This is a genomic window from Bacteroides sp. GD17, assembly GCF_038448625.1.
Lineage (GTDB): Bacteria > Bacteroidota > Bacteroidia > Bacteroidales > Bacteroidaceae > Bacteroides.
In genome coordinates this window covers 241,802-260,911 of record NZ_JBCEZS010000006.1, presented here as the reverse complement: position 1 = coordinate 260,911, position 19,110 = coordinate 241,802, and the positions used below count along the sequence as shown (strand labels likewise).

The window sequence follows — 19,110 nt, the reverse complement described above, 5'->3', positions numbered from 1 at the left end:
CAGCCCATTAACTGAGTTAAAAGTCAGGATGCGTTTTGGCATATTCATCTATCATTTCCAAGTCTTGTTGCTGCTCGGCACTACCGCCATATCTTTTTTGTTTATCACCAGTTTCCTGATGATGATATTTCATATCTCCATTAGAATCATAAACTTTATCAGATAGTATCTCCTTTACAACATATACAAACTGACCTTTTTCAGTTTTAACTTTTGCCCAGCCAAAGCCCATTTCTTCAATCTTCACATTGTCGCCTTTATAGAGATAAACTATTCTTCCATTAAGTACCATGTCTTCAAAACTGGATTTATTACCTCTATTTACGTAATCAATCATTGTCTCAAAATCTTCTTTTGTATAAGTGGCAGCACAATCCTTTACTATATAAAAATCATCAGTATAATTGAGAGGATTGGACATTTCAGAATCTGCACCTGTTGCCCTATCGGTAGTATTACATGCTCTTAGGGAGAAGAAAAATACAACGACAATAATAATGATGGCAAATATTCCCAGCAAGAAATTAGTATCTATTGGAAATGATTTGTTTGTGCCATTAGTTTTCCTCTTCGGACTCTGACGAAGTGATTTGATCTTACTCATTCCGCAACTTTTGCAGTAGCTTAATTGATCGTCATTTTCAGTACAACATTTTTTGCATTGCCACATAATATTACAATTTATCTATATATTTAATTCCCAAATAAAACCCAGTATAACAATAAAGATGATATAAAGAGGAATCATCCACGGCCCACCAAATACACAAAAACAGATCAGGAGAATTATAATTATCCAAACTATCAATCCTAACATAGCTAATCATCTAAAAAAGTCCCTTCCGTATAATCCCAATTATCTAATATTTCATTCACTTCGGCAATCTTTATCTGTTCAGTCCTTTCCTTCTCCTTTCGGATTAGTTCGTTAATGAATTTACTGATATTGGGTTGCTGGTAGATATACTCTACCAAGTCTAAGTCGAATCGGATGCTTCTGACTTTGCTCTTTGTCGTGGGCTTATTCCGGTGAATTTTATGCTCTTCATTTTCTTCCATTTATTTGTCTTCCTTTATAATATGACAAAGTTATTAATTATTAAAAACACCATCAAAGTCTATTCTTATGTTTTGCAACATATTTCACAAATCAGACTCTATTATGGCATACAATATAATGCTTTAAAAATTAAAAAGAGTTTTATTTTCTATGATAATATGGAAAATACAATTATATTTGCGTTGAAATAACTTAATGTAAGGCCATAGAGCTTGTTGTAGAGGTATAAATATCTCTGCGGCAAGCTTTTTTTTTATATGTGTGTATGAATGAACCGTATTCAATATTGATGCAGAAGACAATGGAGAACGCGCCAGTTAAGGATAGCTTGGTGCATTTCGAGATTGTATGTACGGAATTTCCGTTCAAGCCAGGTGGGGAAACAAAAGACCTACCGAAACGGGATTGGCCGGGAGAAAACGGTGAAGATACCTACATACCCGATAAACTACCATTGAAGGCATACGACTTAGAGGCTAAGATGTGCTATAAAGGAGACTTGGGTACTGCATACGATAAAATAATGGCTTTTCAAAATTATCTCACGGGTGAAAACGGTGACGGTGCCACTCTAAAAATATACAACTCGCATACGGGTATCGGACGACAAGGGCTTTACTTACTGGAAGTTGGGGATTTTGAGTTTAGTAAGTCCAATATGGATGAAGTCTTGACCTTCCCGGTGAAATTCCGGGTGACTGATCCGCGGACTCAAATAGTTCCTTCATACAGCGTGGCCGAACCTACAAAGATAGTTTCATTGGTTGAAAAGAAGTAGTATGGCGTGGAAGGTTTATGATAAAACTGGTAATACGGTACGTTGCATAATCAAAAATTTGGAATATAACGGTACGTGGATGGGGGCATGTTTCGTGACAAGCACCCTGAAAAGTGCTGTACCTATATCTTTTGAAATAGGCGATTACATAACGTACCGTGGTGAGAAGTTTGAAATAAACTATGATCCTACGGCACTCAAAAAGGCAGCAAGAAAAACTTCGGGGGAAGCATTCATTTATGACAGTGTAAAGTTCAACTGGCCGGGTGATGAATTGACACGATGTGATTTTCTTGATTATGTGAAAAGTGATAATCAGATACATTTCACATCTTTACCCAAATTCAGTTTCTTTGCTTCATCCATACAAGACTTGGCAGACCGTGTTCAGGTTAATCTTGACCGTATATATGCCGGAGAACAAAAATGGACGGTTGTAGTGCATCCGGAGTATGTGAGCACTACGAACGTGAATATTGATATAAACAATATCAAAGTGTGGGGTGCACTGGAATTGTTCAATTCAAAATTCGGAGCAAACTTTGTTATCTGCGGCCGGACTATCACAATCGGAACTGCGGGAATAGCGGTTGGAAACATCTTCAAATACGGCCGTGGCAATGGCTTGTATGAAATACAGCGAACAGCAGAGGCCGACCAGCAAATTATTACCCGATTGAGGGCTTATGGTAGTACTCAAAACATGCCTAACCGGTATTACAATAAACTGGCAAATAGTTCTCTTACCAATTTCCTGCCAAACAACATGGCGGTGGAAAATTTGATGTTGCCCAGTTTTCCGAAGACTACACTTGATCCGTATATCGACAGTAAGAATATTACTGCACTTGGCATACGGGAAGGAAGTGTGTATTTTGACGGTACCGGTGATCTGGAAGAAATATATCCTTCAATGGAGGGAATGACCGCACAACAATTGAGGGATGCAGGTATCAGCATTTCGCTGGATGCCGGTGATAATGGAAATCTTGACGAAGTGGCCGGTGCCGAACAGTTAACGGACGATGGTACAATGGATAATTTAAAGGAAGGCGAAGTAATTCCTCCCTTTACCATGACTTTGAAAGATGTAGGCTTTGATATTAATGATTATCTGACTTCGGAAACAGCCGCCATATCCATGAAAGACGGAATGTGCGGAGGACGGGAGTTTGAGATTACAAAATGCGAAAAGCAGGGAAATAAGTATGTATTGACTTGTAATCGCGTTTATGATGAAGGATTGAAACTTTATTTCCCTTATAAAGACTACAATATTAAGGCTGGGGATAAGTTTGTGCTATTGTATATTGATATGCCGGATGTTTATATTCAGGCCGCTTCCCAACGACTACTTACCGCAGCAAAGGAATATCTTGCAAAGAATGACTATGTACGCTATTCTTATGAACCAAAAGTAGATGATATATTCATGGCACGTCAGCATGACGAAGCTATTGCAAGAGGCGAATCAAGCATACATGACACGATTAAAGAAGGTGATCTGATGTTGTTCACGGATGAAGACCTCGGCATTAATGGAAGTATCATAATTGATACCCTTGTTATCAAAGAGGGTGAAGATATGATACCGAAGTACACCATGACGCTTCGGAATGAAAAGGCCGTAGGATCACTTGACAAAATTCAAAATCAAATAGATTCTATTGCGGGCGGTGGGCAAGGCACCGGTGGCTTGAATACCCAACAGATACAATCTATAATCCGTTCATTGGGTAACCAGCTTTTCCTTTCCCGTACTCACAATGATACAGCGGCCGGACTTATCAGTTTCTTGGCCGGTGCCATTTTTGGCGCAAGCGGATTTGCCGAAGGTCTGACCGGATTTGGTGCAAAGATAGACAGTATGGGGCGTGGCTATATGGAAAGTCTTACTTTACGCCGTTTCTTAGAGGTGCCCGAATTACGTTTTAATCGTGCCGAAATTGTAATCGGTGACAAATGGCGTTCGCCCGGTGCGGGTATCATTGAAAGTGTAGAACCTGATTATGATGCTGACGGTAATATGTTACGTTCGGGCACCGTGACTCTGAAACTACAAGACGGTGAAATTGGTGCTGTGGCTGTAGATGATATTTGTATGGGGTATTTCCATGACTATGAAGTATTGGCTAATAATGCTACTTCTGATATGGATGATAGCCGTGGCAATCGTATGTTTGCCGGTTTTTGCACGATCTATTTCCGTATTACTGAAATTCTCGATGCCGGAACAAACAAAAGATTCCGTTATGTGCTCCGTGGTATCTCTGACCGTTGGCAATATTCTTTTCATCCGTGCGCTGCCCTGCATTTCGTGGCTTATGGTAATTTCACCAACAAAGATCGTCAGACCTCGGCTTATGAGACAAGAACTTATCGCCGTTTCTTGGTTGGGATGAATGATTGGGAATTTACAAAGAGTATGATTGCCATGCAGGACGGAGATTTGAGTAACCTTAATATTTTCGGACTGGAAATGACCGGTTACTCTGCCTATCTGAATAATATCTATATGACCGGTACAATAGAGCAACTGCAAATAGAAGCTCCTGTACGTATTGAGATTGATACACAAGGCGATAATTTTTTGGCTTATGGCGAGTCAATGGATATTACTTGCAAGGTTTTTAAAGGCTGGGAAGACATTACGGACACGGTGAGACAGTGGACTATCCGAAGAGATAGTGGAGATACTGCTGACGATGAGGCATGGAACATCAAACACAAAGAGTTTAACGGTTCAATTACAATATATAACACAAAGGAAATAAGTGATTTAGGAAATAATTCTGTAACGGTAGTAAGTACCTTATTTACCATTACGGCAACAAATGAAACGGCAGTTGTAGAAGCAATTTTGACAATATGATAGAAAGTGAGAAGAAAAGAATCAGGAAGGAATTTCAACCTCTTACCCTTGCGGTAAGCTTGAAAATATTGACACCGAACAGCCCGGCCAATCAGGTCTATAATTCGGCGGTTAATGAGTATGATCCTGACCGTGGGGCTACTCCGTTAGTTATTTTACCGGAAATTATCGCAAATACCTCTGATGGAAGCTGGGATATGCCTTACGTCAATTCTTTATTGGCCGAAATGAACTGGTTTGCTAATGGAAAGAATCTTTCTACAGTAAGTTCATGGAGTGGAAAGTACAGCATAGATACGGTTGGAGATACCCGCGGTGCCATTACTATTAGTAGAAATGTAGCTACAGGAGAAAATTTTGAGTTACACTTTGAGGGTGTGATAGCTGATACTCGTCTTGGCGTGAATATTCCCGTGAAAACGGACACTATTGTACTGACAACGGTAGATAAGAGTGAAGATACCTACGGACTATCTATAGGTGACAGTCAGATTATTCAATATAATCCATTTCTTGACAAGCTCTTATTGTATGATTATAAGGTAGCAAACAAACTAATTTCTGCATCTACGGCTAATAGAAACGCCGCTTTGGATGAAAATTCATACGAGCGTACCATCCCGTTAATGGTGACAAAAGGTGTGAATAAGCTTACCACGGGATATACTGTTGAGCTTTATCAAGTGAATAGTGCATCAAGTCAAACGAGGCTAACTACGGCCAACCATGAAGTAATTGCTTTGTCCTTAACCAGCCTTACATTGGATTTGCGTCTGATAGAGAAAGGTGACTACTTAGTGTTGATAAAGGTTGGTAGTAAGGAGGTTGCAAGGCAGCAATTTTCGGTTAATCGTGTTTATCCCAAATTTACATGTGTACCGGCAAGTCAAGCATCTATCAACCCTGATGAAATTCTACACCGAAACGTGGCTATGGTGCAATGGAATGGAGAAATCGTATCAATACCGGCACCTATCATCCGCATGGTATGGTTTACAGATAGTGCGAATAAGACCGAAGTACAGTGGCAAGAAGGTGACAAGGCAGTAATCATGCTGGATGCAACTGGCATTGGTGAAACATATCTCGATGATTGGCTGGACGTGTACATTAAGGCTGAACAGAAGAAAGCTTTTTCGGTGCTTACGGACGGCACGAATGAATATACGGATATTAGTGGAAACATTTATATAAATAATTGATATGAGGTATGTCATAGCAAATAAAGAGAAGGCAATGGATGTCGGAGTTCTGTTGATGGGACATTTGACGAAAGAGGACTTAATCATCTTGAATGAAAAGGAAGTGGTGTGTTTATCTTCACTTACGGGAGGACTGGATGAAAGGTTGCCCGCTATAGACGGGACAATTTATACAAACACAAGTATTAACCAAATAATTTCAGAAGGAGGCTGGGAATATGGCAGAAAGTTATAGTGCTCAAAATAGCATTACCATTAAACGTCTTCGTTCCAATGACAGTCTGATGCTGACTTTCGAGAATAACGGCATTGCTTTGTTTCAGGCAGTGGATGAAGAAAGCGGAGCCGTATCGCCTGACTGGACTGTGGCGGCAAACCAACCGGTGCGTACTCCAAAGGTGACTTCGGCACGTGGCTTGGCTGTTAGCTTATCCCGCCATAGTTGGGTATATAACGGTGTAGCACTGAACTTCAATGGTGCTGAAAGTGGGGGCTGGAAGAAAGATAGTACGGGAAAGTTCTCGCTCTATACTAGTACTGGAGCAATCAAGATTGTTGGCAACTTGGCAAGCAAAACGAATGTTGCAGGTGATACACTTACTTATTCATGTGTTGCATCTACTGCGGGCGTAGAGTATAACTTAACTGGAGAACTGCCCATTGCCATTCAGAATATGGGTGCAAGTTCCTATTATCTTACGATACTTGCAAGTACTGAACAGTTGACGAGTAAGGTTACAAGTTGCACTTTAACGTCTAAACTTTATGCCGGTGCCAATGCCATCACTGACTATTATATCAAATGGTATAAGGACACGGCAGCTTGGGCAGACAAAAACGGACAGAAAAGCATAACCGTGACTCGTAATGATGTGGACGGTACGCAACTATTCATTGCAGAAGTTTATCAGACTTCAAGTGCATCACAACCAATAGCCCGTGCCGGGGTTCGCATTATTGATACTGCTGATGAATTTCAGATAGTATGCTATATAACTTCTGCTAACAAGGAAGTGGACGATGGAAAGCCCGTAACCGTATCTGCCAAGATTGTGAACATGACTACCGGAGCAACTTATGCTCCTTCGGCAGCTACCTGGAGCATGGACGTGATGGATAAGGAAAGTTGGAAGAGTTTGAAACATGCAGCAACAAACTCCATATCTGTAACAACAACGGAAACGGACAGAAACGGGACTCAATACGATGTTGATGTCATGGCAGAATGTCATTTTAATTAATATGAAACAAATAATGAATTATGGCGAGTAAACAATTAGGAAATGAAACATTAGTGACTTCCATTTTGCGCTCAAATACAGTGCTGGTGGAAGTTGGAGGTAGCGTAAAGCGCATTACGGTGGAGAACTTTATGAACGCTATCAATAACGGCGATGAACAGATGTTGAGACAAGTTGCTTGGGGGATTCCAATCAAACAGTCCACTCAAAGTAGCACAAATTATGGTGTGATTGGTAATACGGCTGCTTGGGAAGAATACAAGCTATATTGTGGCCGTTATCTCGTGGCAAATGACGGAAGGGCGGCAAAGATGTCTCCTACCAACAGTGCTGTATTCGCTGACGGTACTACGGTGGATGAAACTAAAGGTCATGTGATGTGGATCGGCCCCCGTCTGTATTATCGTGTACAGACTGACAGTGTAAGTGGTGTGCCGGTATTGTGGCTTTCCATGCTACCTATTGGCGGTGAATTTGTCGGTGGGGCCAATGGTGGAATGTATAACTGTATTGGTGCATACAAAGGCTCTATGAATGGAAGTGCACTTGTATCTCGTTCGGGAGTGGCACCGGCAGGTAGTAAGACTATCAATGCGTTTTGGACGGCTGCACAAGTGAACGGTAAGGAATGGGGGCTGACTGACTACGATCAGCGTAAGTTGATGTTGATGCTTGGCCTCTCTGAATATGGCGACACTAATATCCAAGCAAAACTCGGTTATGGTGTATGTGGTAGTTCTAATTTGGACTTATGGGCAACTGCGGCAGCATTGAAAACCGGAGCAACCAAGAGTCTTGGGGATAATTGGGGGAAGATCGGCATTTCTGTAGTAAACGGCAGTGTTACCGGCGTGAATTGTTCTCGGGTAAATATGATGGGAATAGAAGATCCTTACGGTTGGCAATGGGAGTTTCTGCAAGGAGTATTTTGCGGTAGTTCCAATAACAGTGCGCAAAGCGGAACGGAAATTTTTATTTACAAGGGGAACAGACTCCCAACCACTGCTGAATTGGCTGCGCACCCTAATGGTGAATACAGACAAGCTACCCGGCAGACGGCTTCTGGTCAGGTTCAAGAGATTATTCTTGGTGAACACTGCGATATATTCCCGAAAAAAATAGGTGGGAGTAGCACTTCTTATTGGGCTGACTATTCTTGGGCAAACACTACTGGCCAGCTGGTTCTTTGGGGCGGTGATGCGTCTTACGGTGCGTATTGCGGCCTCGCCTCTGCGGCCTCGAGTAACGCCTGGTCGTACTCGTCCGCGGCTGTCGGCTCTCGCCTTGCTTATTTTGGAAATTTAACATTTGTTAGCGGCGCAGCATTGATGTCCGTCTAATGAATTTAAAATGATAGTTCTTTGAATTTCAATTAATTAAAACCCGTCCACCTTCTCGTTTTGCGGTAACGGATAACGGGACGAAAGCTGAAAGGCGTGGACGGTTGGCGGAGGGAAACAAAGCTGGTTCTTTGGGGCGGTAATGCGAATAACGGTGCGAATTGCGGCCTCGCCTATGCGAACTCGAATAACGACTGGTCGAACTCGAACGCGAATATCGGCTCTCGCCATACTTAATTTATCGTAGAGAAATCTACGAGTTTCCCAAGCCATGACCTTGCAGGGCTTATGCCGTTGCAACGTAGTAATCAATAGGTTACGATGTCAGAAAATCAAGTATGCAGAAAGGTTGCCTAACTTGCGAAAGGCAACAAGCGGTGTTAGTAGGTTGAAACTCGAAAGCTCCGGGCGAATTATTCAAGCAAGCATAGAGGGCTTGCAGTTATCGGAATAATTAGAATAGTCTGAAAAGACAAAATTTAAAGTATGGTGTAAATTTTAGAATGTAGTATATGGTAAAAAGAAAGGGACATATTATAGAACGCATTGCCGACATGGATAATCTTAGGGAGGCTGATAGAGAAGCGCAAGACGGAAAAGTGAAAAAGAACCGTTTTATTCGCCGACATAATATGCACCCGGAAGAAGACTTGATAGCTTTGAGAGAAATGATATTGACATTTAATTTCCCACCACCGGAATATAGCTTGATGCAGGTGAAAAGTGATGCCGGAAAGGTAAGAGATATTATCAAACAAAAGTATTTCCCTTGGCGTATATTGCATCATGCAATTATGAGGGTAATCGGAGAAGATGTCTATAAAAGCCTGATTTATGATACCAGTGCATGTATAAAGGGTAAGGGACTTCATTTTGGAGTAAAAAGGATGAAGCGTTTTCTACGCCAATACCCGGAATATAAATGGTTTGTAAAGACTGACTTTAAGAAGTTCTATCAAAGTATTCCTCACGAGGTTATCATAGCTTCATTGAGACGGAAATTCAAAGACGAAAGATTTATCAAACTGATTGAAATCGCTGTATTGTCGTATAACAGTGAGCAAGAATTAATAGAAGTATTGAAAAATGAGATTGAACGTAAAAAGAGGTGTTCCGATTGGAGCATTTACAAGCCAACCTCTCGGAAATTTCGCGGCAAGCCCGATAGATCATGTGATGAAGGAACGCTACCGGGTGAAATGCCTGCACCGCTATTGTGATGATAATTGCATGTTGGCCCGGTCAAAGGCAGAAGCCTTGTTCCTTCTCCGGGTATATGAACGGGAGAGTGCAAAGTATGGACTAATAGTAAAGGCGAACAGTTGTATTGCTCCGATAGGCGCAGAGATTAGAAATGAAAACAAAAGGCATAGAAAGCGAAAACGAAGCAAGAGGAAGAAGGATTAACTTTTTGGGTTATTGCTTCACACAAAATAATGTGAGGATGCGTAAAAGCATGAAACAGAATTTTGCCCGAAAAGTAAAACGGATAAAAAGCCGGAAACGGCGACACGAGATACTGGCCGCTTATTGGGGCTGGTGCAAGTGGGGAGATTGCAAAAATTTGTGGAAAACTATAAGTAATAATGATATGAGTTTTGCGGATAAAGGTATCAAACAGAGTGGAAAAACAAAGGATGGAAAGAAGTTCTTTGATGTACAAGAAACAAGATTAATGAATATTCTCAATATCCCGATTACTATTGTGGATTTTGAGACAAACGTTAAGACAAAACAAGGTGAAGGCCGTTATTGCGTTCTTTTTGAGCAGAACGGGCAACGTAGCAAGTTTATCACTAACTGCTATAATCTGAAAGATGTACTGGATCAGGCTCGCATAGCGGAGAAAGACGGTCAGAAGATTTTTCCGGTAGAGAATGTGATTATAAAGCGGCGTTCGCTGGGTGACGGGAAGAGTGCTTATTATTTTGAAGAATAAAATTAAAACTGGAGGTAGATTATGAAAAGTTATGGAACTCTTATCGGTGAATTGCCGACTGGTGTAGAAACTGTAGTTGAAGGTGCATTATTGCGTATTTACTTTGACTTTGCAAGAAAGGACGCTGTAAGAAGTGCCGGTTCGGAAGACGTAGTGGTTGAAGACCAGTATGTATGCGAGAATGTGGACGTTGAAGGTGAACATGATTATGATAACATAGTAAGTGCTATCATCATGGATCGTTATGATGCAAACAAGCGGGATGCCATTTTCGCCAACTTGGAAATGGCACGCGATACGACTTCGGGATTAACAGAAGAAAAGCGTACAGAATACTTGCAAGAATATGCGGACTATCAGAATTACCGTACCAAAGCTAAAGAAGTTGCAAAGGCTGTCTTGGAAAACATAAAATAATCCTTTATGCAAGCACAAGGTCATATATTGATACGAAGAAAGGCCAAAAACGGAACTGACGGTTCTAATGGCAAACCGGGGAATGACGGCTTACAAGGCTGTATTCTCCGGCAGTCTGAATGGGCTAAAGGCATAGAATTTCGCAATGACGAGGCTTTGACTTCCGGCACCCGATATTTGGATATTGCAATTGTAACTACTGGTGCCAATACGTTTAATGCTTACAAATGCTTGAAGACGCATACTTCCAGTGCTTCCATTCCAGTTACTAATACAACCTACTGGCAAAAGTTTAACTCTTTAGTACCGGTTTATACTCCGCTTATTATGGCTCAAAATGCGGTTCTCCGATTTATGCAGGGTAATCAGCTTTTGATTATGAAAGCGGACAATAGTACTGTTGCAGCTGGACTTGTGGGTGGCGATTATCCTCTGTGGGTTGGGGCTACAGCACCGGGAAGTGCACCGTTTAAGGTTAGTATAGGCGGAAAGCTTTATGCCGCCGGTGCCGTTATTACTGGCGATAGCACTTTTGAAGGAACATTAAAAGGTGTATCAGGTTCTTTTACCCGATTGAATTGCGTTAATAAGGATGGAGATATTCTTGGAGGCATTAGTTTTGGAAGTGATGGAAAAATGTGGTTTGACGGCGATATGTTTCATCAAGGTTACGATAGTTCAAAAGGCAGAAGTTATCGTTTCTATTCGGCGAATATTTGGTGTCGAGGCATGTTCGGTGCCAGGGAAAGGACGGTTTTAGAGGTTAGAGGTTCTTATGGGTATTTTTACACAAAAGGAGTGAATACGTCAGGGGTGTATGTAACTCTTACTTCTGCGACCTCAAATAACAATGAGACTTATCATACTGTACCTTGCTATGGCAGCACTACTGGAGATGAGTCCGGTATGCCAGTAGATATAGTTGTATTCAAAATTATATCTTCAACCACTTATAGATATGATTTGAGTATGGCAGAATCTCAAAGGGTACTGGTAGTAAATGCAAATAATGATCGAAACAATGTAGATATATATGTTAACGGTGGTAAAGTCGCATGGAATGGTGGGGAAATAGCAGAGGTGGTAAAATTAGAAACGTTCTCATATCCTTCACCAGCCTCCAATTTACTTGGTAGAGGTCTTATTATTGGAGCTTTTAGAGATAATAACTGGTAGATTATGAAGAAGATAAATTTTGAAAGAATTGAAATATTTGTTGATATTGATAAGACAAGGTGTTCTGTTGAAAACTATAAGAAAGACTTTTCCAATATCATTTATCAACTTGGTAGGGGTATAGAGGCTCACGCCCTCGCATTTAAAATATTCAACTCTAAAGGAGAGACGGAATATGACGATAGAGAGTGTGACATGGTTAGAGAATACGCGAGCTTATGTTCACCTGCCTTTATAGATGCGATAGATAAGATTTTAGTGGGATAACATTCAAAACACAAACACGAAAATATGAAAGATATAATTGAAACGTTTATTCAAGACCACTTGTTTTTGCATTTGGTTTTGATTGCCGTAAGTACGGCAGCTATCATAGTGGCAATGGCTATGGACTTTATTTCAGGTGTTCAAAAGGCAAAGCAACGTGGAGAACTTCGTACATCAGCTAAGTATAAGAAGACAGCAACGAAAGCAAAGAAATATTTCAGTCCATTTTTGGTACTGACTATGATTGATCTTATCTGTTGTGTAGTCATTCCATTCCCCATATTTGCGATGTTATGGGCAGCTTATGTATGTTTTTGCGAGTTTAAGAGCGTACGCGAAAAGAGTTGGGAAAAGGAAGAACTTCGGAAGGCAGAAAAGACTATGAGCATCATTATTGAGAATAAGGATGATATTGCTCGGCTGGCAGCACAAATATTGTTTGAATCACAAAAAGAAAAGGAGAATAAAAATGACACGAGGACTACGGAACAATAACCCGTTAAATATACGGAGAAATAATACAAAATGGCAAGGTTTGTCTGCAATACAAACAGACAAGAGCTTTTTTCAATTCATGTCTATGGCATACGGCTATCGCGCTGCCTTTAAGACTATTCAGACTTATATTCTGAATAAGTACGATACTGATAAAGACGGCGTTTCAAACGAACTTGAAGATGTCATTATGCGCTGGGCACCGCCATGTGAAAATAATACGGATGCGTATATTACTACAGTAGAAAAGCGTTCGGGGATTTCGCGCCATACAGTTTTGAGCCGGAATAATCGGGATCAGCTTATTTCAATTGTGGCCGCAATGAGTTATGTGGAGAATGGTGTACCAGCCAATATGACCGATGTTAAGAAAGGCTGGGAATTGATATAATTAGCTGGTAAACATAAAATTGTAAGAATATGACAAACTTAAATTTTACTCTTAAAGAAGAAAACTGGTATGAAAGCCAGTCGGTTCAGCTTTCCAGCGGGAAGTTGGCTATCAGCATCAATTTTGGTGACTCGGAAGATAATAGAGTGGTAGTGTATAAAAGTTCTAATGGAAAGGACTATGTGCCTTATAAAACAGTGCTTAGTGCCGGAGAGTTTTGTGATATGAACATTGATGGACTAATTGCCGGTCAACATATTAAAGTGGGATGCAATGAATTACCCATGAGTTGTTCGTTCTTGGAAAGTGCGGACGGAGGTAGTGCTGCAAGTAAATCTGATATTTTGGCCGAAAGTGGACGTGCGCAATTGGCTGAATCCCAATTGGAGCAATCTATAAGTGATGTGAAGACTGCACTTGATACTTTGGTTGGTACTGTTGATGCTACTACGGCCATTGATACCTTCAAAGAGATAGAGACATTTCTTACTGGAGTTACCAATGAAAAGACGTTAACCGGTATGTTGGCAGCAACGGGCGGAAAGATCGTCACTGCACAAACTACGGCTGACGCAGCAAAGGGCACGGCTCAAACTGCATTAAGTAAAGCTACCACTAATGAAACAAAGCTCAATACAATACCTGAAATGCCTGCAAATGACGGCAAAATATATGGCTATTGTAATGGTGCATGGGTAGTTATTGCGGATGCTGGTAAAAACGTATATACTGATTGATTATGAAATGGAAGGTTTGCATAGGAGTAATTATCATATTACTCCTTGCTGTTACCGCTTCTATGTGGCGGTTGTGGCAAAAAGAAAGGGAAGAAAGCTCTCGTCAAGCAGGTAATGTAGAAAGCCTTTGTACGGAGTTGAAGCAATACAAGATAAGGGATAGTCTGAATGTGGCCGAGAGCCGTGTTTTGAGGCTCAAAGTCGGAGAATTGGAAGACTTGCGTAGTGCAGATGCAAAGTTGATAAAAGAACTGAAATTGCGGCCTAAAGAAGTGGAATACATTACTAATACAAAGGTTATCACAAAAGATAGTCTTGTATTCGTTTTGAAGAATAGTTGCTTTGATTATTCGGATAAGTGGGTAGATTTCCATGCAAGTGTACCTGATAGCATATTCACTTATGAGGTAAGAGATAGTCTTTCGACTGTAATAAGTCGAATACACAAGCATAAATTCCTTTGGTGGAGGTGGGGAACAAAAGGTTATAAGCAAACGATAATCAACTATAACCCACGAGGTAGGATAACTTACAATGAAATTGTGAAAGTAGAAGATTGAGGTAAGGGAGCATTTTGCTCCCTTTTTTCGTTTAGAAAGGTAAGTCGTCTTTGGCATCCCCAAAATCTACGGGAGGTTGAGGAACGGCGGGAGCCGGGGCAGGTGGCGTGTGGTTGTAAGACGGCTGTTGTTGAGGCATGGCTGGTTGTCCTGGGTTACGGAGTATGTGTAATAGTCAAGACTTAATCTGACAGTTTATTTGCTATCGGACAAAAAAACTGTCAGCTATTCCATGCAAAGTTACACAACTTTCTTCATTCTCAGAACCGGATGGCGTTTTATTAACGTCATTCGGTTTTATTACATCTTGTTTTTGGAGCTGGTATTTCCTTGCCACGGCGATCCCTTCGATAAACGTCTGCATGGGCGTTTTCCCGAAACAATACTTCCCGGAATGTGTTCTTTCCGTGTTGTAAGAGTTCATCCACGCATCGAGGTCTGTTTGTAGCTGTTCAATAGTGGTATAGATTTTTTTTCTGAATGCGATAGCATAGAACTCGTTCTGCACGGTTCTGTTGAATCTCTCGCAGATGCCGTTTGTTTGTGGGCTTTTTGCCTTGATTTTAGAATGGTCTATATCCTCCACGGCCAGATACAGTTCATACTCATGGTTCTCTCTGTTTCCACAGTATTCCGTTCCTCTGTCAGTGAGCATACGCATTAACTTTAAGTCATGCTGCTCGAAGAAAGGAACTACTCTGTCATTGAGCATGTCAGCCGCAACAAGAGCATTCTTCCTGTCATACAACTTGGCAAATCCGATTTTGGAGTAAGTGTCAATGACTGTCTGCTGGTAAATGTGTCCGACACCTTTGATGTGTCCCACATAATAAGTATCCTGTGCGACAAGAAAACCGGGATAATAGGTTTCTATCTCTCCATGAGCCTGTTTCTCTTCCTTTGCCTTCTCCAATGCCGCCACCTGGTTCTCGTCGAGGATTATGCCTTCCTGTTCCACCTTTGCGGATAATGCCTTCAGGCGTTTCTGAAAGGTTTCCATATCATGCCGCAACCAAATGGAGCGTACTCCACCCGGCGAAATAAGAATACCCTTCTTCCGCAACTCATTGGATACACGGACTTGCCCCAACGCCGGATTGTCTATTGCCATTCCTACTACAGCCTGCTCAATGTGTTCTTCCACACGATTCTTTATGACTGGCTTACGGCGGGAAATCTCCTGCAAGGCAACTTCACCTCCTTGTTCATACAACTCTTTAAAACGATAAAAACTGTCACGGCTATAGCCCATAATCTTGCAAGCACGTGATACGTTTCCTAACTGTTGGGAGAGTTCTAGCAATCCCAGTTTGTTCTTGATGACTTTTTCTGATGTTGTCATAACTCAATCTGTTTTCTGTTACAAAATTATTCTTTTTATGCGTAACTGTCAGATTAAGTCTTGACTATTACAGAGTATGGCCTTCCAGCAAGTGATGGAATTGTACCATTTACCCTGCCATTCATTTGCATTGATGTCTATTTCAATATCTACGTCCTGACCGACTGCCAGCCCGAAATTCTGAACGTTGTCGTTCATTACTGTAAAGGCGACTTTTTTAGGGTATTGCCCGGGGATTTCCAATACAAAATCCTGCCGTTGCCAAGCCTTTCCACTTTTTGACACGCCGTTTTGCATCGGTAGTGCCACAATGATTTTTCCTGAAATACTTAAACTCATAATGTTATTTTATTAATTAAACTTCCATACATATCCATAAGCAGAATCAATTATACCATTGCAACATGCAGAGATATTTTGGTGCCTATAGCCAGTAGCTCTTTGAATATCCATACTACTATTCCACTCTCTTATAAATCTTCCATTAGTATTATATTGGGATATGGACTTGCATGTCCTTTTTGTTCGATTACCGTAGTTTATATTGTAAGAACGATCACACCATTCAAGGTTATCGGCATGATTATTCCTTCTATTTTCGTCTTTATGGTTAATTTCAGCAAATATCCTCGGATTAGGGATAAAAGCCTCGGCTACAAGCCTATGAACTTTACATATCTTTTCTTTCCCGTCTTTGCATAAATGCGCTTGCATATATCCAAATCCATCATCACCAAATACCAACATCCGTTCTCGGATGAATCTTGTAGAATTTTTCCATTTGGTATGTCGTCCGATAGATTTAACCCTGCCGTAATTAGAGACTTGATATAGCCCTTCATATCCCTTAATATCTTTCCATATTTCCATACTGTTATTTATCGTCAGCCGGATTTAACTTGTCAGACTCATTGATTGCGCGGCTGATAATATCACAATCAGTAAGTTTTCGTTGTATAATAGTCATACCTCTTTTACAATTCTCGCTTTGATTAAGGTCACAATAGCAACCTTTGTATAGGAGATTGGAGAGGTCTTCTAAAACTTTATAAATATCAGTAAGCCGGAGGTATGTAATTCCGGCCACATCTTTATTATAGGGGTGGACTTCTTTAATACGACTATCCAGTGATAAACAAGCAAGCTTTGCCATACATCTTGTTAGTTCCAATTTAGCCAGTAAACCACTGTTTTCGATATGGCATTTATCAAACTCTAATTTAATGGAGTATTCCATTTTAAATAAATCAGGTTGAATTTCATCCGCAATGAACTGGTTAGCGTCTGCCATGAAAAAGGCTCGATGCCCTACAATCTTATTGATTCTCTTCTCGTATTGGCGAGTTAGATTTTCAAGTTTATTACTTTGTTGTTTTGCTTGGAAACGACAAAGCCCCGATTTACGTAATGCGTTCAACATATCCACAACCAATGCACAAACAATATCATTGGTAAACAATACATTGTATATAGCTGCCAATGTTATATTTTCAGCTTTCAACTTTTTGTCTTTTATGTCGCTTATCTTCCCTTCCATACGTCTATCAAATCTTTAATAATGAAACGTAATATAACAATGAGGGCAACTGTTTCAATTACCCCCATAATAAGTCTTCCTATTGCCATGTCAGTCTGTCCTTTTTTGATTAAATTTCATTTTGGCCTCAACAAGTGAGTCAATGTCGCATTTGAAGTGGTGTAATGTGCTCAATGCAACAAGAATTACATCTGCCAATTCTTCTTCTACGTCCAAGTAGTCTTTTATGTGGTGGGATTTATCACCCGTACTTTCAAAAACTTCGGCAACTTCTTCGAGTAGATCACGGCGAAGATTGTTGTTTTTATCATTATCAGGATCAATCTTTCCACGCCTGACGGCACAATCATAAGCTATTTGAGCTATCTCATTCAATTTTCCCATTATCTATAAGTTTTATCCAATTAGTATCTTTTTCCAAAAACCATAGCCAACCATTTGTCGGCTTTACTCTTCGTTTGATATACTTACGAACAGTAGCATAATTCAAACCTAAAATTTGTGAGGCTTGGGTTATCGAGTCAAATCTAAACCATTTACCTTCGGGAGTAATAGCCACACATGCAAAAGCATGGGCGTTACCATTAGACCAGTATTTATGTCCTTTCAAAGCGTCACTATGTCTCTTTCTGATTTCAGTGGCTCTTTCTTCTCCGTAGTATTCCTCATAGGTTTTGCCTTTTAATCCATGATGATACCCTTTATTAAAAACATTGTGTCCGTTGACTACTCGTGTCACTGGTATTTCCGGTTCCAATCTCAATTCCATCTTGTTCTTTGTTTTTGTAATTGTCTCTTCTCATTTGGTGATAACGATAGTACATTGATAGATCAAGTTTGCGAATGAAGGTATCATCAGCTTTCATATCTGAAATTTTCCGGGCTGGCTTAACTACGTCAAAAAATACTCTTTTGGAGGTATATCTTCCTCTTTCAAGGCTCCAGCATTGAGTTGAGCCTTCGTAAGCATAAATAAGCCCGGCAAAGTCAGGTACTTCATCGGGCTTAATCAAATCTTTGGGAACTATATAATAGAAGTAGTTGGTGCGTTGACCGGAAGTCACAACATCGAATTTGTTTCTTCCTCGGTTATCACATTTCTTTTTATCTTTATGGAAGTCACATCTACTTACTTTTACTTCATACTCATAGGTTAGCCGTGATCGGGTAACTTCCAGTAAATCAGCTTCCCATTTTCCAACAAAAATGTTTGGGAAGATGCGATTTCCTTTTTTGTCACGGAAAACATGATCGCAAAACCCTTGTATTATATCAATTGTCTTCATTTAATCTTTGCATGTTCTCTGTCTAATTCATATTCAAAAAAACCTTTCGCTTTGTCATATAATTCATTCTCGATTTTAGAAAAATACATGGCAGAGCTAAAGGCTTTTAATGCAGCTTCACGAGCTTTTTTCTTATAGTAATCGGCTCTTTTGACTGTATTCTCTTCTTTCTTGCGTTCTTGTAGCTCCAAGTAGCGGTCAACAGCCTCACGTCCCCAGCGGAACATGTCTTCTTTATCAGCAAAAGCCGCGGATTCCTCACGGATCAACCTTTTCTCCGAGGAAATAACATAAGCTGATATTCCTTTGTATCTACGAATGGAAACGGCTATGTCGAAACTTTTGTAATTTTGCTGTTCAACATAGCCGCCGAGGGTGTAAGGAAATTCATTTTTTGAAAGCATAGATTGTAATTTTGAAGTTTAAAATCCAAATAATTATCTCTCCATTTCTTTTCCGTACTGATGGCA

At 40.5% G+C, this 19,110-nt stretch carries 24 protein-coding genes; 14 read left to right on the top strand and 10 right to left on the bottom strand.

The window, feature by feature from the left end:
• Positions 1-16: 16 nt before the first annotated feature.
• Positions 17-604 (bottom strand): hypothetical protein, encoded by a 588-nt coding sequence (locus AAE250_RS12130; RefSeq protein ID WP_342288976.1) that lies wholly within the window; start codon positions 602-604, stop codon positions 17-19.
• 215 nt (positions 605-819) lie between these two features.
• Positions 820-1,059 (bottom strand): hypothetical protein, encoded by a 240-nt coding sequence (locus AAE250_RS12125; RefSeq protein ID WP_342288975.1) that lies wholly within the window; start codon positions 1,057-1,059, stop codon positions 820-822.
• A gap of 266 nt (positions 1,060-1,325) precedes the next feature.
• Here AAE250_RS12125 and AAE250_RS12120 point away from each other — a divergent pair, with 266 nt between their 5' ends.
• The 14 genes from AAE250_RS12120 (at position 1,326) to AAE250_RS12055 (ending at position 14,475) form a co-directional block, all read left to right on the top strand.
• Positions 1,326-1,838: a hypothetical protein gene (locus AAE250_RS12120; RefSeq protein ID WP_342288974.1), complete on the top strand. Its 513-nt coding sequence runs from the start codon at positions 1,326-1,328 to the stop codon at positions 1,836-1,838.
• Position 1,839: 1 nt separating this feature from the next.
• Complete coding sequence (locus AAE250_RS12115; RefSeq protein ID WP_342288973.1) at positions 1,840-4,710, top strand: hypothetical protein; 2,871 nt, start codon at positions 1,840-1,842, stop codon at positions 4,708-4,710.
• Positions 4,707-5,912, top strand: a complete 1,206-nt coding sequence (locus AAE250_RS12110) for a hypothetical protein (protein WP_342288972.1) — start codon at positions 4,707-4,709, stop codon at positions 5,910-5,912. Before AAE250_RS12115 ends, AAE250_RS12110 begins: the two co-directional genes overlap by 4 nt.
• 218 nt (positions 5,913-6,130) lie before the next feature.
• Complete coding sequence (locus AAE250_RS12105) at positions 6,131-7,153, top strand: hypothetical protein (RefSeq protein ID WP_342288971.1); 1,023 nt, start codon at positions 6,131-6,133, stop codon at positions 7,151-7,153.
• A 65-nt stretch (positions 7,154-7,218) separates the two neighbouring features.
• A complete protein-coding gene (locus AAE250_RS12100; protein ID WP_342288970.1) occupies positions 7,219-8,493 on the top strand; it encodes a hypothetical protein in 1,275 nt (424 codons plus the stop codon).
• 512 nt (positions 8,494-9,005) lie between these two features.
• Positions 9,006-9,713 (top strand): reverse transcriptase, encoded by a 708-nt coding sequence (locus AAE250_RS12095; protein ID WP_342288969.1) that lies wholly within the window; start codon positions 9,006-9,008, stop codon positions 9,711-9,713.
• A gap of 236 nt (positions 9,714-9,949) precedes the next feature.
• Positions 9,950-10,432: a hypothetical protein gene (locus AAE250_RS12090; RefSeq protein WP_342288968.1), complete on the top strand. Its 483-nt coding sequence runs from the start codon at positions 9,950-9,952 to the stop codon at positions 10,430-10,432.
• 21 nt (positions 10,433-10,453) lie between these two features.
• Positions 10,454-10,849, top strand: coding sequence for a hypothetical protein (locus tag AAE250_RS12085; RefSeq protein WP_342288967.1), 396 nt, complete (start codon positions 10,454-10,456; stop codon positions 10,847-10,849).
• Between the two features lie 6 nt (positions 10,850-10,855).
• Positions 10,856-12,025 carry a hypothetical protein gene (locus AAE250_RS12080; RefSeq protein WP_342288966.1) on the top strand — a complete coding sequence of 390 codons (1,170 nt, stop codon included), beginning with the start codon at positions 10,856-10,858 and terminating at the stop codon, positions 12,023-12,025.
• Between the two features lie 3 nt (positions 12,026-12,028).
• A complete protein-coding gene (locus AAE250_RS12075; protein ID WP_342288965.1) occupies positions 12,029-12,292 on the top strand; it encodes a hypothetical protein in 264 nt (87 codons plus the stop codon).
• A gap of 24 nt (positions 12,293-12,316) precedes the next feature.
• Entirely contained in the window at positions 12,317-12,787 is a 471-nt protein-coding gene (locus AAE250_RS12070) for a hypothetical protein (RefSeq protein ID WP_342288964.1), read from the top strand.
• Positions 12,762-13,178 (top strand): structural protein P5, encoded by a 417-nt coding sequence (locus AAE250_RS12065; protein ID WP_342288963.1) that lies wholly within the window; start codon positions 12,762-12,764, stop codon positions 13,176-13,178. The genes AAE250_RS12070 and AAE250_RS12065 overlap by 26 nt, the downstream gene beginning before the upstream one ends.
• Before the next feature lie 29 nt (positions 13,179-13,207).
• On the top strand, positions 13,208-13,915 hold the full coding sequence (locus tag AAE250_RS12060) for a hypothetical protein (protein ID WP_342288962.1): 708 nt from the start codon (positions 13,208-13,210) through the stop codon (positions 13,913-13,915).
• Positions 13,912-14,475 (top strand): DUF6549 family protein, encoded by a 564-nt coding sequence (locus AAE250_RS12055; RefSeq protein WP_342288961.1) that lies wholly within the window; start codon positions 13,912-13,914, stop codon positions 14,473-14,475. Before AAE250_RS12060 ends, AAE250_RS12055 begins: the two co-directional genes overlap by 4 nt.
• A 202-nt stretch (positions 14,476-14,677) precedes the next feature.
• Here AAE250_RS12055 and AAE250_RS12050 read toward each other — a convergent pair whose 3' ends face one another.
• The 8 genes from AAE250_RS12050 to AAE250_RS12015 form a co-directional block, all read right to left on the bottom strand.
• Positions 14,678-15,817 carry an IS481 family transposase gene (locus tag AAE250_RS12050; protein ID WP_046452657.1) on the bottom strand — a complete coding sequence of 380 codons (1,140 nt, stop codon included), beginning with the start codon at positions 15,815-15,817 and terminating at the stop codon, positions 14,678-14,680.
• A gap of 48 nt (positions 15,818-15,865) precedes the next feature.
• Positions 15,866-16,156 (bottom strand): DUF3127 domain-containing protein, encoded by a 291-nt coding sequence (locus AAE250_RS12045; protein ID WP_342288960.1) that lies wholly within the window; start codon positions 16,154-16,156, stop codon positions 15,866-15,868.
• A gap of 12 nt (positions 16,157-16,168) precedes the next feature.
• Positions 16,169-16,687 carry an NUMOD4 domain-containing protein gene (locus AAE250_RS12040; protein ID WP_342288959.1) on the bottom strand — a complete coding sequence of 173 codons (519 nt, stop codon included), beginning with the start codon at positions 16,685-16,687 and terminating at the stop codon, positions 16,169-16,171.
• A gap of 4 nt (positions 16,688-16,691) precedes the next feature.
• Positions 16,692-17,354 carry a hypothetical protein gene (locus AAE250_RS12035; RefSeq protein WP_342288958.1) on the bottom strand — a complete coding sequence of 221 codons (663 nt, stop codon included), beginning with the start codon at positions 17,352-17,354 and terminating at the stop codon, positions 16,692-16,694.
• Between the two features lie 90 nt (positions 17,355-17,444).
• A complete protein-coding gene (locus tag AAE250_RS12030) occupies positions 17,445-17,738 on the bottom strand; it encodes a MazG nucleotide pyrophosphohydrolase domain-containing protein (RefSeq protein ID WP_342288957.1) in 294 nt (97 codons plus the stop codon).
• The gene (locus AAE250_RS12025) at positions 17,722-18,123 is read right to left on the bottom strand and encodes a hypothetical protein (protein WP_342288956.1); all 402 of its coding nucleotides are present in this window, start codon (positions 18,121-18,123) and stop codon (positions 17,722-17,724) included. Before AAE250_RS12025 ends, AAE250_RS12030 begins: the two co-directional genes overlap by 17 nt.
• Positions 18,059-18,640: a hypothetical protein gene (locus AAE250_RS12020; RefSeq protein ID WP_342288955.1), complete on the bottom strand. Its 582-nt coding sequence runs from the start codon at positions 18,638-18,640 to the stop codon at positions 18,059-18,061. Before AAE250_RS12020 ends, AAE250_RS12025 begins: the two co-directional genes overlap by 65 nt.
• The gene (locus AAE250_RS12015) at positions 18,637-19,044 is read right to left on the bottom strand and encodes a hypothetical protein (RefSeq protein ID WP_342288954.1); all 408 of its coding nucleotides are present in this window, start codon (positions 19,042-19,044) and stop codon (positions 18,637-18,639) included. The genes AAE250_RS12020 and AAE250_RS12015 overlap by 4 nt, the downstream gene beginning before the upstream one ends.
• Positions 19,045-19,110: the final 66 nt, after the last annotated feature.

Excerpts from the sequence above, each read along its gene's own strand:
- AAE250_RS12130 (WP_342288976.1), bottom strand. The coding sequence starts at position 604 with ATGAGTAAGATCAAATCACTTCGTCAGAGTCCGAAGAGGAAAACTAAT.
- AAE250_RS12125 (WP_342288975.1), bottom strand. The coding sequence starts at position 1,059 with ATGGAAGAAAATGAAGAGCATAAAATTCACCGGAATAAGCCCACGACA.
- AAE250_RS12120 (WP_342288974.1), top strand. The coding sequence starts at position 1,326 with ATGAATGAACCGTATTCAATATTGATGCAGAAGACAATGGAGAACGCG.
- AAE250_RS12115 (WP_342288973.1), top strand. The coding sequence starts at position 1,840 with ATGGCGTGGAAGGTTTATGATAAAACTGGTAATACGGTACGTTGCATA.
- AAE250_RS12110 (WP_342288972.1), top strand. The coding sequence starts at position 4,707 with ATGATAGAAAGTGAGAAGAAAAGAATCAGGAAGGAATTTCAACCTCTT.
- AAE250_RS12105 (WP_342288971.1), top strand. The coding sequence starts at position 6,131 with ATGGCAGAAAGTTATAGTGCTCAAAATAGCATTACCATTAAACGTCTT.
- AAE250_RS12095 (WP_342288969.1), top strand. The coding sequence starts at position 9,006 with ATGGTAAAAAGAAAGGGACATATTATAGAACGCATTGCCGACATGGAT.
- AAE250_RS12090 (WP_342288968.1), top strand. The coding sequence starts at position 9,950 with ATGAAACAGAATTTTGCCCGAAAAGTAAAACGGATAAAAAGCCGGAAA.
- AAE250_RS12085 (WP_342288967.1), top strand. The coding sequence starts at position 10,454 with ATGAAAAGTTATGGAACTCTTATCGGTGAATTGCCGACTGGTGTAGAA.
- AAE250_RS12080 (WP_342288966.1), top strand. The coding sequence starts at position 10,856 with ATGCAAGCACAAGGTCATATATTGATACGAAGAAAGGCCAAAAACGGA.
- AAE250_RS12075 (WP_342288965.1), top strand. The coding sequence starts at position 12,029 with ATGAAGAAGATAAATTTTGAAAGAATTGAAATATTTGTTGATATTGAT.
- AAE250_RS12070 (WP_342288964.1), top strand. The coding sequence starts at position 12,317 with ATGAAAGATATAATTGAAACGTTTATTCAAGACCACTTGTTTTTGCAT.
- AAE250_RS12065 (WP_342288963.1), top strand. The coding sequence starts at position 12,762 with ATGACACGAGGACTACGGAACAATAACCCGTTAAATATACGGAGAAAT.
- AAE250_RS12060 (WP_342288962.1), top strand. The coding sequence starts at position 13,208 with ATGACAAACTTAAATTTTACTCTTAAAGAAGAAAACTGGTATGAAAGC.
- AAE250_RS12050 (WP_046452657.1), bottom strand. The coding sequence starts at position 15,817 with ATGACAACATCAGAAAAAGTCATCAAGAACAAACTGGGATTGCTAGAA.
- AAE250_RS12045 (WP_342288960.1), bottom strand. The coding sequence starts at position 16,156 with ATGAGTTTAAGTATTTCAGGAAAAATCATTGTGGCACTACCGATGCAA.
- AAE250_RS12040 (WP_342288959.1), bottom strand. The coding sequence starts at position 16,687 with ATGGAAATATGGAAAGATATTAAGGGATATGAAGGGCTATATCAAGTC.
- AAE250_RS12035 (WP_342288958.1), bottom strand. The coding sequence starts at position 17,354 with ATGGAAGGGAAGATAAGCGACATAAAAGACAAAAAGTTGAAAGCTGAA.
- AAE250_RS12030 (WP_342288957.1), bottom strand. The coding sequence starts at position 17,738 with ATGGGAAAATTGAATGAGATAGCTCAAATAGCTTATGATTGTGCCGTC.
- AAE250_RS12025 (WP_342288956.1), bottom strand. The coding sequence starts at position 18,123 with ATGGAATTGAGATTGGAACCGGAAATACCAGTGACACGAGTAGTCAAC.
- AAE250_RS12020 (WP_342288955.1), bottom strand. The coding sequence starts at position 18,640 with ATGAAGACAATTGATATAATACAAGGGTTTTGCGATCATGTTTTCCGT.
- AAE250_RS12015 (WP_342288954.1), bottom strand. The coding sequence starts at position 19,044 with ATGCTTTCAAAAAATGAATTTCCTTACACCCTCGGCGGCTATGTTGAA.